The organism is Salegentibacter sp. (assembly GCF_036568425.1).
In the GTDB taxonomy this organism is placed as follows: Bacteria; Bacteroidota; Bacteroidia; order Flavobacteriales; family Flavobacteriaceae; genus Salegentibacter.
Genome location: NZ_DATCSO010000019.1, coordinates 14364 through 29035, shown reverse-complemented (window position 1 = coordinate 29035; position 14672 = coordinate 14364). Strand labels below are relative to the sequence as shown.

12 protein-coding genes are annotated in these 14672 nt (G+C 39.5%); 8 read left to right on the top strand and 4 right to left on the bottom strand.

Annotation, left to right across the window (positions count from 1 at the left end; all coding sequences use genetic code 11):
* From uppS to murI, 5 genes are all read left to right on the top strand, one after another.
* On the top strand, positions 1 to 341 hold a 341-nt coding region (gene uppS, locus VIM94_RS02430; RefSeq protein ID WP_332037700.1), incomplete at its 5' end, for a polyprenyl diphosphate synthase.
* A 7-nt stretch (positions 342 to 348) separates the two neighbouring features.
* Positions 349 to 2961: a BamA/OMP85 family outer membrane protein gene (locus VIM94_RS02425; protein WP_332037701.1), complete on the top strand. Its 2613-nt coding sequence runs from the start codon at positions 349 to 351 to the stop codon at positions 2959 to 2961.
* Between the two features lie 30 nt (positions 2962 to 2991).
* Complete coding sequence (locus tag VIM94_RS02420; protein ID WP_332037699.1) at positions 2992 to 3795, top strand: OmpH family outer membrane protein; 804 nt, start codon at positions 2992 to 2994, stop codon at positions 3793 to 3795.
* A gap of 42 nt (positions 3796 to 3837) precedes the next feature.
* The gene (locus tag VIM94_RS02415) at positions 3838 to 4347 is read left to right on the top strand and encodes an OmpH family outer membrane protein (protein ID WP_332037698.1); all 510 of its coding nucleotides are present in this window, start codon (positions 3838 to 3840) and stop codon (positions 4345 to 4347) included.
* Between the two features lie 63 nt (positions 4348 to 4410).
* A complete protein-coding gene (gene murI / locus VIM94_RS02410) occupies positions 4411 to 5205 on the top strand; it encodes a glutamate racemase (RefSeq protein ID WP_332037697.1) in 795 nt (264 codons plus the stop codon).
* Here the strand turns inward: murI and VIM94_RS02405 are convergent.
* The gene (locus VIM94_RS02405) at positions 5202 to 6254 is read right to left on the bottom strand and encodes a type IX secretion system membrane protein PorP/SprF (protein ID WP_332037696.1); all 1053 of its coding nucleotides are present in this window, start codon (positions 6252 to 6254) and stop codon (positions 5202 to 5204) included. The two genes, murI and VIM94_RS02405, sit on opposite strands and share 4 nt — an antisense overlap.
* A 62-nt stretch (positions 6255 to 6316) precedes the next feature.
* Between VIM94_RS02405 and VIM94_RS02400 the strand changes: the two genes are divergently transcribed.
* The gene (locus VIM94_RS02400; RefSeq protein ID WP_332037695.1) at positions 6317 to 7234 is read left to right on the top strand and encodes a NifU family protein; all 918 of its coding nucleotides are present in this window, start codon (positions 6317 to 6319) and stop codon (positions 7232 to 7234) included.
* A gap of 7 nt (positions 7235 to 7241) precedes the next feature.
* On the opposite strand, the gene VIM94_RS02395 is transcribed toward VIM94_RS02400, so the two are convergent.
* A complete protein-coding gene (locus VIM94_RS02395) occupies positions 7242 to 9506 on the bottom strand; it encodes an inorganic phosphate transporter (RefSeq protein WP_332037694.1) in 2265 nt (754 codons plus the stop codon).
* Positions 9507 to 9704: 198 nt separating this feature from the next.
* On the opposite strand from VIM94_RS02395, the gene VIM94_RS02390 reads away from it, so the two are divergent.
* Complete coding sequence (locus VIM94_RS02390; RefSeq protein WP_332037693.1) at positions 9705 to 11750, top strand: thioredoxin domain-containing protein; 2046 nt, start codon at positions 9705 to 9707, stop codon at positions 11748 to 11750.
* Between the two features lie 67 nt (positions 11751 to 11817).
* Entirely contained in the window at positions 11818 to 12705 is an 888-nt protein-coding gene (locus VIM94_RS02385) for a mechanosensitive ion channel family protein (protein WP_332037692.1), read from the top strand.
* Here the strand turns inward: VIM94_RS02385 and tsaB are convergent.
* Both tsaB and VIM94_RS02375 read right to left on the bottom strand, forming a co-directional pair.
* Positions 12702 to 13361: a tRNA (adenosine(37)-N6)-threonylcarbamoyltransferase complex dimerization subunit type 1 TsaB gene (gene tsaB / locus VIM94_RS02380; RefSeq protein WP_332037691.1), complete on the bottom strand. Its 660-nt coding sequence runs from the start codon at positions 13359 to 13361 to the stop codon at positions 12702 to 12704. The two genes, VIM94_RS02385 and tsaB, sit on opposite strands and share 4 nt — an antisense overlap.
* A 54-nt stretch (positions 13362 to 13415) precedes the next feature.
* Positions 13416 to 14669: an efflux RND transporter periplasmic adaptor subunit gene (locus VIM94_RS02375; RefSeq protein WP_332037690.1), complete on the bottom strand. Its 1254-nt coding sequence runs from the start codon at positions 14667 to 14669 to the stop codon at positions 13416 to 13418.
* Positions 14670 to 14672: the final 3 nt, after the last annotated feature.

Sequence of the window (14672 nt, the reverse complement as noted above, 5' to 3'; positions counted from 1 at the left end):
TAACCCTTGCCTTAAGCTATGGCTCCCGCGAAGAACTAACCAGTGCAGTGAAGGAAATTAGCCTGAAAGTTAAAAACAACGAAATATCTGCTGAAGCTATTGATGAATCAGTTATAAATCAGCATCTTTACACCCGAAATTTACCTGATGTAGATCTGCTTGTTAGAACAAGCGGTGAGCAGCGCATCAGCAATTTCCTTTTATGGCAAATAGCTTATGCAGAATTATATTTTACACAACTTTTATGGCCGGATTTCAGAAAAGAAAATCTTTTTGAAGCCATTTACAATTATCAAAATAGAGAACGACGATTTGGAAAAACCAGTGAGCAACTCAGTTAGCGCATTCATGACGAAGAAGTTTATAGCACTTGTAGCATTTTGTTTATTTTTAGGCACCTCCACCCAGGCACAAGACCTGCCAATTTCCGACGGCAAAAAATATATTTTAGGAGAAATAAACGTAACCGGTAACGTTAGTTATAACGAACAAACGGTTATTGCCTACACCGGACTCAAGAAAGGTGAAGAAATTTATATCCCGGGAGACAAGTTGAGTAATGTCCTTAAGAAATTATGGAAATTGGATCTTTTCAGCGACATTAATTTCTACCTTACTAATGTTGAAAACGGTGTTGCCGATCTGGAACTGGAGATTCAGGAAGTTCCAAAACTTTCCAAAGTTAGAATTCAGGGACTAAAAAAACGTGAGAAGGAAGAACTTCTCGAAGAGAACAAACTCAGAGAAGGAGCAAAGGTTACTGAAAACCTTATCACAACCACTAAGAACTATATTGAAAGCAAATACCGGAAAGAAGGCTATTTTAACGCTAAGGTTAGTATAAACACTACTCCGGTGCAGGATACCACCGATGCAAAATCAAACGTGGTAAATATGGTGGTGAATGTAGATAAAGGCGACCGGGTTAAGGTAGATGAAATAGAGTTTATCGGAAATGAAAATTTTTCAGACGCCAAACTTAAACGCAGTATGAAAAATACTAAGCAGAAAAATCTGCTTAGGTTCTGGAAAAGATCAAAGTTTGTACGGGCAGATTACCAGGAAGACAAGCAGTCTATTATTGATAAATACAAAGAAACCGGTTATCGGGATGCCAGGATAGTTTCAGACAGTCTTATCAGAAAAGATGACAAAAACATTGCCCTTAATTTAAAAATTGAAGAGGGTGATCAATATTATATTGGTGACATAGAATTTTTAGGAAATTCCGTTTACTCTGATGCCCAACTACAAAGAGTACTCGGAATCAATAAAGGAGATATTTATAATGGCGTTCTTCTTGACAAACGCATTATGGATCAAACCAAGCCAGATGCCCAGGATCTTTCCAACCTGTATAAAAATAATGGCTATCTTTTCTCCAATATAGACTTAGTTGAGACAAATGTCTATAATGACACCATAGATTTTGAAATAAGAATCATGGAAGGTAAAGAAGCTTATTTCAATGATATAAGGGTTACCGGAAATGACAAAACAAAAGATCACGTGATTTACCGGGAATTAAGAACCAAACCCGGGCAGAAATATAGCCAGGAAGATGTCGTGTCTACGGTTCGGGAACTAGGGCAGTTAGGTTTCTTTGATGCAGAGCAACTAGAACCTAATTTTGTTGATCCCAACCCACAGACGGGTACTCTTGACCTTGAATATTCAGTAGTAGAAGCAGGAGCAAGCCAAATAGAATTACAGGGAGGATATGGCGGAGGAGGTTTCATAGGAACCCTGGGGCTTTCCTTTAATAATTTTGCGCTATCCGGTCTGTTTGATAAAGAATCTTACAAACCACTTCCGATGGGTGACGGACAATCGCTTTCTTTGAGAGCACAAGCCAGTACTTTTTATCAAACGTACAGTCTTAGTTTTATGGAGCCATGGCTTGGAGGTAAAAAACCGGTTAGTCTTCAAACTTCTTTCTCTTTTACGAGACAATTTCTATTTGATTATATAACCCGTAGAGCTGATAAAAGTAGAAGTTTCGATATTCTTGGAGTAAATATTGGTTTAGCCAAGCGTTTAACCGTGCCAGACCCCTATATCACGGTTTCTCATGCCATAGGATTTCAGAGATATAACCTTAACAATTACAACACAGGCCTCTTTACCTTTGGAGATGGTCATTCCAATAACCTGAGCTATACTTTTGGACTTACCAGAGACAACACCTATGTTAACCCGATTTTCCCCACCGGAGGATCTAAATTTAAATTAACTGCTAAGCTCACACCTCCCTATTCACTCTGGAATGATGTAGATTATGCGAACCTTGGTGAACAAAGAGAGTTCCAGCTGGAAGATGAAAATGGAAATCTTATAGATCGTAATGGTGGTCGTGTAACACCTGAAAATGCCGTTCCGGATCAAGGAAAAATAGACCAGGAGAAATTCAATTGGTTAGAATTCTACAAGATTAAATTTAGCGGGGAATGGTTTACGCAAATCTACGACAAGCTGGTTCTCCGAACTTATGCTGAATACGGCTTTCTTGGGGCTTATAATAATGATCGTGGCGTTCCTCCATTTGAGCGTTTCTTCCTGGGAGGAGATGGTCTTGGAGCCTTTAGCTTAGACGGGAGAGAAACCGTTCAATTAAGAGGTTACCCAAATCAATCGGTAGTACCTATTGACAGACCAACGGGATCTACAGATGATGGTGCTACTATTTTCAATAAGTATTCCCTTGAATTAAGATATCCTATTACCCTTAAGCCTTCCGCCTCTATTTACGCTTTAACTTTCTTAGAAGCGGGTGCCTCATATGACAATTTTAGAGATTACAATCCCTTCCAGCTAAACAGATCGGCAGGAGCAGGATTGAGAATCTTCATGCCGGCATTCGGTTTATTAGGTATTGATTTTGGTTACGGGTTTGACCCTATCGTTGGAAGCCCTGGCGCAAATGGATGGGAAACGCATTTTATCATTGGCCAACAGTTTTAAATTGGCACGATATTTTCTATATTCGGTAATATGAAAAAAATCCTCCTTATATCTTTAATGATTCTCATCGGAAATTTTGGGGTTAGTGCCCAAAAGTCTTTCCGAATTGGGTATGTGGATATGGAGTATATTCTTGAAAATGTGCCGGAATACCAGGAGGCCTCAGCACAACTCGATACCAGAGTAAAAGACTGGCGCAAAGTTGCCGAAAATAACAGAAGAGAGATCGAAGCTTTAAAAGAGGAGCTCGAAAACGAAAAACCGCTGCTTACCAAAGAACTCATTGAAGAACGCGAAGAGGAGATCGCCTACCGCGAAGAGCAAGCCAAAGAGTATGAGCAAAACAGGTTTGGACCGAACGGAGATTACATAATTCAGAAAAAACAATTAATAAGACCAATCCAGGATCAGGTATTTACCGCGGTTCAGGAAATTGCCAAAAACAGGAATTTAGATATGGTTTTTGACCGGTCTTCTGAAAGTGGTATGATTTATGCCTCACGTCAATTAGATGTTAGCGATCAAGTCTTGAGAAGCATCAACAGGGCGTCAAACCGTCGCCAGTTGGATTCAAAAGAAGAGATCGAACAGTTTGAACGCGAGGAGAACCGAACCGTCGAGGAAGATGCCGAAATAGCAGAGAAAGAGAAGGCGGTTAGAGACAATAAAAGCGAACGGGAAGCTCTTATTGAAGAACGAAGAAGACAACGCGATTCTATAAAAGAAGCCAGGCAAAGAGAATTTGAAGAACGCCGCCAGAGAATACTGGAAGAAAGAAAAAGGAAAAAAGATTCCATACAGGCGATAAGAAACCAGAAAGACACGATAAACTAAATAAATTTAACCTTTAACTTAACAATTAATATCCCTTTTAAAATGAAACAATTCAAAACACTTTTTATAGCTTTAGCTTTAACCCTAGGTGCTACCGCTTTCACAAATGCTCAGACAAAAGTAGCCCATATTGCTACTCAGGAGCTTGTTGAGTCTATGCCAGAATATAAAAACGCAATGGACCAACTTCAAAAGCTGGAAAAAACCTATGATGCTGAGATCAAAGACATGTTAACCGAAGCGCAAAATACTATGCAACGGTACCAGGCTGAAGCTGAAACTCAAACAGAAGAAGAGAATGCAAAACGTGCTACCGAACTTCAAGCAACTGAAAGAAGAATCCAGGAGCATAGCCAGAAGGCAAGACAGGATCTTCAGAAAAAAGAGAATGATCTTATTCGTCCTGTAATCGAAAAAGCTCGTGAAGCTATCCAGAAAGTAGCAAGAGCTCAGGGTTACGATTATGTTCTTGACTCTACTACCGGAACAGGAGTAATTCTTGCAGACGGGAAAGACCTTATGGCCGATGTAAAGAAAGAACTTGGAATGTAATTCCTTCTCAAATAATAGATAAAAACTGCGCCCTATTCGGGCGCAGTTTTTATTTTTGTACCTATGAGTTCAACCAAACCTATTGGTATTTTTGATTCGGGTGTAGGCGGCACCTCCATCTGGAAAGAAATACATGAACTTCTTCCCTTTGAGAAGACTATCTATCTGGCCGATAGCAAAAATGCACCCTACGGAAAGAAGCCAATCCAGGAAATTATAAACCTCAGCAGAAAGAATACAGAGAAACTCCTGGGAATGGGAGCCAAAACAATTGTAGTGGCTTGTAATACGGCAACAACCAATGCCATTAGAGTCCTTAGAAGCAATTATAATGTCCCTTTTATTGGGATTGAACCCGCAATAAAACCTGCGGCTCTACACTCTAAAACTAAAGCGATAGGAATTCTTGCCACCCAAGGTACTCTTACCAGTGATTTATTCCATCAGGCCTCCGAATTGTATTCAAAAGAGATTCGCATTATTGAGGTAGAAGGCCACGGACTCGTGGAGCTAATAGAAAGCGGAAAAAGAAATTCAAATCGAACTAAGAGTCTTCTTAGAAATCTTCTAAAACCTATGTTAGAACATTCTATAGACTATCTGGTATTGGGTTGTAGCCATTATCCTTATTTAATGCCTGTACTAAAGCAAATTCTTCCGGAAGATGTTCAGGTAATAGATTCGGGTGAAGCCGTTGCAAGACAGACTAAAGTGGTCTTAAAAAAAAGCAACCTCCTCTCATCCGAAAAAGAAACAAAGCCAACTCCCGAATTTTTCAGCAATACAAACCCTGAAGTTTTAGCCTCGCTTATAAATGCTGAAGAAAACAAATTTAAAGTTTCCCATCTGGACTTTTAATTAACCGCAGGACATTTACAATCGTAGCGCCCACGGCTTTCCCCAAAATCATATCCCAGGGTGAGCTGATGGAATCCGTTATTGCTTAATACCAATGAATTAAACTGGTGGGTGTAGGTATAGCCGAAAACAAAACGTTTATAATCAATCCCAACAAAAGGAGTGAGATACCGTAATTGCTGATTTTTAACCTCCCGCCCATCGCTGGTATATTCGGCACCTTCAAAACTGTTACGGTAAGAAAGACCACCCCAAATCTGGCCAAAATCCATTTCGTGATAGACTTTCATATTGACATCGATATTCTTTTCAGCAGTTTGTTCGCGTAACTGAAAAAGTAAAGAAGGTTCATAACTCCAGGGACCTGCCGTCTCGAAAACATAGCCGGAAGAAACCAGATATTTTCTTTGATTACTGGGAACAGCATCAGAATAAAACAATTCCCTGTTTACAGATAAAATATTTTTAGCGGCCAGGTGGATATAATAATTAAGGTAATAGTACGATAGCCCGAGATCCATATTTGCGTAGATATCTGCCTGGTCATCATTTCCAATTATTGGATCGTACGCTGTAAACCCACTTTGGTCCAACCTATGTTGAATCACCCCTGCACTTATCCCAAAGGAAAGCTGGTTCAGGTCAAATTCACTTCGGGAAAACATTAGGTGGTAGGCAAAAGTAGCGTAGGCCCCACTTCTAGAGAAATTACCATTTTGATCGTTGAAGAGAATCCCTCCCAGCCCAACGCGTTCTCCTGTACGGGCATTAACTGCAAGGGTTTGTAAGTTGGGTGCATTGTCAACGTCAAACCATTGCTGCCGTGCAGTAAGCCTTATTTGATTGGAATTCGCGGCTCCAGCCATAGAAGGATGCAATAAATAAAGGTTGTCTGTTAGGTAATCTGAATAAGTAGGAATCACCTCCTGGGCACTCGCAGCAAATCCAAGAAACGCTAAAATTAACCAGGATTTTTTAGCAAAGAATTTAAACCTGGCATAATTCGAAAGTTCTGATAAACAAAAAATTAATCGAAAAACTAATCTCATAAGGAAAGTAAAGATATCGATTAGCTAAGTTTTCTTTACTACTTTTGCACAAAAATTTTACTATGAGCAATTTCGCTATCAACATACACGCAACAGACAAACCCGGGATCATTAAATTTGAGGCCAACAAATTTCTTACCCGGCATAAGAGCTTTGAATTTCATAATATAGATGAAGCTAAAAACTCTCCTCTGGCGCAGCAATTATTTTATCTCCCATTTGTAAAAACCGTTTATATCGCCCAGAATTTTATCGCGATCGAAAAATACGATATTGTGGAATGGGCAGACGTCCAGGAAGAAGTTGCAGGCCAAATAGAAGATTACCTCAATAAAGGAGGCGTTGTAGTTGAAGAGGAAACTGAGGAGAAAAAATCTATCCCTGTTACAGTTTATGCTGAAAGCACTCCCAACCCCGCGGTAATGAAATTTGTCGCAAATAAAAAACTGGTGCTTCAGGCAGCCGAATTCAAGAATATTGATGAGGCTAAGAATGCTCCCCTGGCCCAAAAACTTTTTCATTTTCCCTTTGTTAAAGAGATCTTTATGGACGAGAATTATGTTTCTATTCAGAAATATGATATTGCAGGATGGGAAGAAATAACCCTGGAGTTAAGGGAATTTATTCGCAACTTCATTCAGGATGGAAATGAAGTAATAACAAATGAAAGCCTTGGCCAGAACAATCCAGTATCTGAAACAGATGAAGCCAAACCTCAACTTGACCTGGAAAGCCTGGACGATACTTCAAAACAGGTGGTTGCCATCCTGGACGAATACATTAAACCGGCAGTAGCCAGTGACGGAGGAAATATTCTTTTTGATTCGTATAACGCTGAGAGTAAAACTGTAAAAGTCATCCTTCAGGGGGCTTGCAGCGGTTGCCCGTCTTCTACAATGACGCTTAAAAGTGGTATTGAGACTATGCTACGGGATATGCTTCGGGGTAAAGTGGATTATGTAGAAGCCGTTAACGGTTAAAATATATCTAAAGCGTTCTCTTTGCCTCTTTATTGAATTCCTGGAACAACTGCAGCAAACTCATCGTAGAGCTTATCAGGTCTTTTGTTTCCAACAACAAGCCAAAATAAAGCTTTGTATTCTTGGGACTGGTTTCTGAGGTGCGGATGCGGTTGATCTGTTTCTGAATTAACTCTGAAACATAATCCAGTAGTTGTTGTTTTTTGGCAAGAATCTCCTCGATATTACTGAATTCGTGATTATCGAAGGTATCTTTAATATCGTCGAACAAAACCTGCATTTTTTCATCTACCTTTTTAAGGTCCCGAACCTGGTTAAACTTCAGGTTTTTATGATTATTATTTACGTGGTTATAGGAATTTCTGGTTATAAAGCCAATGGATTGTACCATATCCTGTAGGTAATCCAGAATAAGAATATAAAATTTACTCGCTTCTACTGAATCTTCATCCAACGATTTAATAAAGTAGAAAATATTGCCTTTTAATTCGTCAACTTCAAACTCCAGCTTTTTAATCGCTTTACTATTCTTTTTTAGCTTACCAAGATCGTGATATCCCAGATTATCCACTGTTTTAGTAAACATTTTATTTACGCCGCCAATTACGCTCGAAATGTTTTCTGAACTTTCAGCCGTGATCTCATTAATTGTAATAATATCGGTTCTGTTATAGCGTTTCTTATTCTCTTTCTCCCTGGTTTTTTTTGAATGAATCATGGTGCTTCTCACCACTAAAACCACGGCAAAAAAGATTAGCAATACGAGGGCAATCATGCCGCCGAAATATATTATTGCTGCAAAAAGTGCTGCTGCACTAAATGCCACCAGGGCTGTAACAAACCAACCTCCCACAACATTGAGAACACCGGCAACCCTGTAAACTGCACTCTCCCTATCCCAGGCCCTGTCTGCCAGGGAGGTACCCATCGCCACCATAAAAGTTACATAAGTTGTAGAGAGCGGAAGTTTCTTACTGGTACCAATAGAAATAAGAATACTGGCCACTACCAGATTTACCGATGCACGAACCATATCGAAGGCAGGAGCATTAGCTCTTTTACTTCTCACATGAGTTGTGGATTTTTCAAATTTGGTTTCAATTTTATTCCTTAGCTTTAAAGGAAGAATTACTGAAACGGCATTCCCAAAAACAACCGAATAACGTACGATACTTCGGGATAGAAAATTAGGTTCAAAACGCTCAGATCCATCCCCCTGTCTCGAGAGATTCACTCCGGTTTCTACCACTGATCGGGCTTTCCCGGAAAACCAAATAGTAACCACCATAACTCCCCCCGCCAGTACAAGCAGGAGCTGTGGGGTAGGAACACTGCCAGATAATCCAGTCATCAGTAGTTCGGAAGGCATAACTCCGGATGTCTGGTATGCAGATTGCCAGATCTCAAATGACTGCCAGGCAGCAATTGGAACACCAATAAAATTCACCAGGTCATTTCCTGCAAACGCGAGTGCCAGAGCAAAGGTTCCAACCACAATCACAACTCTTAAAATATCCATTTTCAGGACACTCATTACAAGCTGGGAAAGCAAGGTGAAAATCACCAGGCTTACTCCAATTATCATCAGGGTATTATCATTAAGATATTCCAAAATATACTCGGGAATAAAAGAAACGCTCTTTAAACCTTTCATAAGGATAAAATGAAGAATGGCCGTTAAAGAAACACCACCAAAGAGTGCGCCCACATATTTTATTTTTCTTTCAAACTGAAAAGAAAAAATGAGTCTGGATATATATTGTATTAATGCACCCACAATAAAAGCAATAATAACCGCCAGAAGTATTCCTATAATAATTTCGGTAGCTTTTGCTGTATTTATATAAGAAGTAAGCTGGCTGTAATCACCAGTACCCATGTATATTTTTATTAGAGCCATACTTACGGCAGCCCCTAAAAGTTCAAATACAATTGATACGGTTGTAGAAGTGGGTAACCCAAGAGAGTTGAAGAAATCCAGAAGTAAAACATCAGTGATCATTACCGCCATGAAAATGATCATAATCTCTTCAAAATAAAATTGATCGGGAACAAAAATGCCTTTCCTGGCAACTTCCATAAGACCACTGGAAAAGATAGCTCCTACCGCAACCCCAAGGCTTGCCACAATTAGAATGGTGCGCATGGAAACCGCTTTTGAGCCTATAGCTGAATTTAAGAAATTTATAGCGTCGTTACTAACTCCAACCACAAGATCTGTAATCGCAAGGGCAAATAATGCGACCAACATCACAATATATACGTCTTCCATAGGCCTTAAAAGTACGCAATCTACAAAATTTGGTTTTTTTCAGACCTCTTTTATGGTCGAAGATTATTAAAACTTTAATTTATAAAGGTTGTATAATTACAAGCACTTCGGGCTGCTGTTATAATTTCGTATATTTCTGGGAATTGGATTATTCAAATTTTATTATTCGGCCTTGACAACTACCACAAATACATGATGATGAAAGAAGAAACACCAAAATACACAAACGATCTAATTAATGAGACAAGTCCTTACCTGCTTCAGCATGCGCATAACCCGGTAGACTGGAAAGCCTGGAATAACCAAAGCCTTGAGGAAGCCAGGAAGGAAGAAAAGCTTTTAATCATCAGTGTAGGTTATTCTGCCTGCCACTGGTGTCACGTTATGGAACACGAAAGCTTTGAAGATCCGGAGGTAGCCGAAGTGATGAATACCAGCTTTATAAATATTAAAGTAGACCGCGAAGAACGTCCCGATATCGATCAGGTATATATGAATGCCGTACAGGTAATGACCGGTACTGGTGGTTGGCCTATGAATATCGTAGCACTTCCGGATGGACGCCCGGTTTGGGGCGGCACCTATTTCAGAAAAGAACAATGGGTTAATGCTCTCAACCAGCTTTCAGTATTATACCAACAAAAACCGGAACAGCTCCTGGAATATGCCGGAAGACTTGAAGAGGGTTTGCAAAAATTGCAACTAATTGAATTACCAAAGGAGGAACAGCCTTTTTCCAGGGATTTTTATCCTGATATCTTACAGAAATGGAAAACCCAATTAGATCATGAGCATGGGGGATACAAAGGTGCTCCAAAATTTATGATGCCCAATAATCATGAATTTCTACTGAGGTATGGCCTTCAGCAGCAGGATCAAGAAATACAGAGCTTTACTAAAAGAAGCCTCATTAAAATGGCCTGGGGCGGCATCTATGATCCCGTAGGTGGCGGGTTTTCCCGGTATTCTGTTGATGAACGCTGGCACGTGCCGCATTTTGAAAAGATGTTGTATGATAATGCTCAGCTGATTAGTCTATACAGTAAAGCTTATAAAAACGATCAAAATGACCTCTATAAAAGTGTGATAGAAAAAACCCTGGCGTTTATACAGGAAGAGTTAACCGCCCCGGATTTTGCTTTTTACTCGGCCCTGGATGCCGATAGCCTGAATGAAAAAGGCAAATCGGAAGAAGGAGCCTTTTACACCTGGACAAAACCTGAGCTGGAAAATTTACTTCAGGATGATTTTAAGCTATTTTCGGCATATTTCAACATCAATAATTACGGGAGATGGGAAAAAGACAGATATGTACTCATCAGGACAAAATCATTGGCCGATATTGCATCAGAGTTCCGTGTTTCCGAACAGAAACTTCAGGCGAAAGTCAGATCCTGGATGGAAAAACTCAAAAAACAAAGAGATAAGCGCCATAAACCAGCTTTGGATGACAAGACCCTTACTTCATGGAATGCTCTTATGCTTTCAGGGTATTTAGAGGCCTATACAGCTCTTAAAGATAAACAGTATCTGGAAACAGCTTTGAAAAATGCAGAATTTATTAAGACGAAGCAAATAGCCGATAATGGTAGACTTTTCCATACTTATAAAAAGGGCAAAAGTGCAATTAATGGCTACCTCGAGGATTATGCTTTTACTATAGAAGCCTTTATAAAACTTCATGAAATCACTTTTGAAGAATCCTGGTTAAGGATCGCCGATAATTTATGTGAGGTTTGCTTTGAAGATTTCAGCGATAATTCCCCAATGTTCTATTTCACTTCAAATAAAGACAGAAAACTTATTACCCGCACCCTGGAAATTACAGATAATGTGGTCCCCTCTTCCAATTCGGTAATGGCTAAAAATCTTTTTAAGCTTGCGGCTTTATTAGAAAAGCCAGAGCACAAAGACCGAGCAGAGAAAATGCTAAAAAGTGTGCAAGCACAAATTAAAACCCACCCTGGGTCCTATTCTAATTGGCTGGACCTTATGCTGAATTTCACCCATCCCTTCTTTGAGATTGCACTCACGGGTAAAAATGCCAAAATACTTAATATTGAGCTTCAGGAAAATTATCTGCCAAACAGTATAATTACTGGTACAACTAACCAAAGTGATTTACCGCTTTTGCAACATCGCTTTATGGAAAATGAAGACAATATTTACGTATGCAGCCAGGGTAAATGTGATCTTCCAGAAACGTCTGTTGAAAAAGCAATGCGTTTGATTAAAAGCTTTTAACAAAATTTAAACAAAGATTTTTCTTCCAATTTTATTTAATATATTCTCTTTACAAAAAATAACATTTATGGATCAAATAAACGATTGGGGCGATATCGCCAGGGAATATGCAAACAAATTTATTGATTACCTCCCAACGCTACTGGGTGCACTTGCTTTGCTAATTATTGGCCTTTGGGTAATCAGTTTAATTGTAAAATATGTAGATAAACTTTTTCAAAGAAAAGATTACGATAGAACATTGGAGATTTTCACCCTAAATTCGATTCGGTGGGGGCTTCGCATAATCCTTTTTGTGCTCGTGATTACCCAATTGGGTGTAGAAAGCGCTTCGCTGGTGGCTGCTATTGGTGCCGCTGGTTTAGCGATTGGTCTTGCAATGCAGGGCTCACTCTCCAACCTTGCAGGTGGTGTGTTACTCATAATTCTAAAGCCCTTTAAAGTAGGCGACTGGATAGAAGCACAAGGTGTTTCTGGTTCTGTGGTAGAAATCACCTTATTTTATACTAAGATTGATACCTTTGGAAACCAGCGAGCCGTTATTCCTAATGGCGATTTAAGTAACGATAATATTATTAACTACAGTTACAATGGCACAAGAAGAGAAACCTTAAGTTTTGGTATTTCTTATGATGATGATATCAAAAAGGCAAAGGAAGTGCTTACTAAACTTGTAGAAGAACAAGAAGATGTTCTTAAAGATCCGGCACCACAAATTATTGTTGCCGAGCTTGGAGACAACTCGGTGAACTTTTCAGTAAGATATTTTGCTGAAAACAGTAAGTTCTGGGACCTCCACTGGTATATGATCGAAGAAGGAAAAATAAGACTGGAAGAAGCCGGTATGACAATTCCTTATCCGCAGCGTGATGTCTACCTTTACGATCAAACAAAAATGAATGGTACAAAAGAAAAGGAGTTAAGTAATAACAGGAATTCGAATACAGCCGATTAACCGGCTTTAAAATCTTTTAAATAATAAGGTTCAAAATAGGCGACATCTTCGATGTCGCTTTTTTTGTATTTCTCTATGGCGGGCAAACACATTTCTTTTGCTGAAGGTAATTTACCTTCCAAAAAGACCGCGTTAGTATGCTTACAGATGTTTTTAAATTTTTCTACTCCTGAACCAATAAAAATAACCTTGCCCTGGTCTAAATATTCCCAATAAATATCTGCTTCAAGAATTTCGGCACGGGTTTCCCTGATTTGTTCAAATTCAGCATTAAAAACTGCAGAATATACTTCCATCCTACGGGCATCGAGTAAAGGAATCACTATGGCATCTTTTTCTTGAACCTGAAGAGCCAAAGATTTTATGGTAGAAATAGCAATAAGTGGGATCCCAAGAGAAAAACACAATCCTTTTGCTGCTGATACCCCAATCCTTAAACCCGTATAGGATCCCGGGCCTTTACTGATCGCTATGGCATCCAGCTCTGAAATTTTAAGCTGGTTTTCCTTAAGTATCTCATCGATAAACACGTGAAGTTTCTCGGCGTGGGAATAATTGTTACTCTTATCTTCCTTAATATCAAGAATACCTTCCCCTGTAGCGATAGCCACAGAACAATTGGTACTTGAGGTTTCTAAACAGAGAATGTTTGGCAAAATAGTAATTTTAGTAAGCAGAGAGAATATTTCCCGCCTGCGGCTGCAAAATTACTAATTTTCTTCGGAAGCTACTTTCACCTGATCCCCATCTTTTAAGGATTTGGTAACCAGGGTATATGGCCCGGTAATCACTTCTTCTCCTTCCTCAAGCCCCTTGGTAATCTCTATTTGAGAGCCATCCTGAATACCGGTTTCAACCACCCGGAGTTTTGCCTGTTCATTTTCTTTTACAAATACCGCTTCAAACATTTCTCCTCCGGATGTTTCTGTTGAATTTCCGTTAGATATAGTATCGCTTTTAACCACAATCGCACTAATAGGAACCCCAATAACATTTTCACGTTTATTGGTGATTATATCCACTGTAGCGGTCATTCCAGGTCGAAAGGGAGAGTAATTTTGAGGTTTTCCCTCCACCAGATCCTCGTAGGATTCTTCCAGAATTCGAACCTTAACTTTAAAATTAGTTACCTGATCGGTAGTAAGCTGGCTGTCGGCAGAATTAGATATTTCAGTAACAAGGCCTTTAAATTCCCTACGCAAATATGCATCAACTTCAACAAAGGTAGAATCTCCAACCTCAACCTTGACAATATCATTTTCATTTACATCTACCTCAACCTCCATATTGGCCAGGTTAGCGACTCTTAAAATCTCTGTACCGGCCATTTGTTGGGTTCCTACCACTCTTTCACCCAGTTCTGCATCCAAACGGGAGATCGTGCCACTCATAGGTGCATATATTGTTGTTCGGGCAAGGTTATCTCTCGCTTCAGTAACGCTGGCAGCTCCACTTTGCATATTATAATAGGCTGATTCTTTTGCAGCCTTTGCCACTTCATAATTTGATACAACAGCATCCCATTCAGCTTGAGAAATAACTCCTTTTTCAAAAAGGGTTTTATTCCGATTATAATCGGCTTCTGCCTGTTTTAAATTTGCCTGTGCCTGGTTATAGTTTGCCCTCAAATTCTGAAGGCCTGCTTCCATTCGTTGAAGGCTAGACTGGTAGATATCAGGATTAATTTTTACCAGAAGATCGCCTTTTTCCACACTTTGACCTTCCTTGATAGGAAGTTCAATAATTTCTCCGGAAACCTCAGAAGAGAGCTTAACCTCTACTTCTGGCTGAATTTTTCCTGTGGCGGCAACAGTTTCTGTTATATCCAAGGCTTCAGTTTTAGTGATTTCCACTTCTTTTACGTTGCCTGAGTCTCCAAACCAGCCGGCTCTCTTACCAACCACAAGTAAAATTATTAAAACCAGGGACACACCAATAATGATATAAAGCGTCTTTTTCTTCATAAT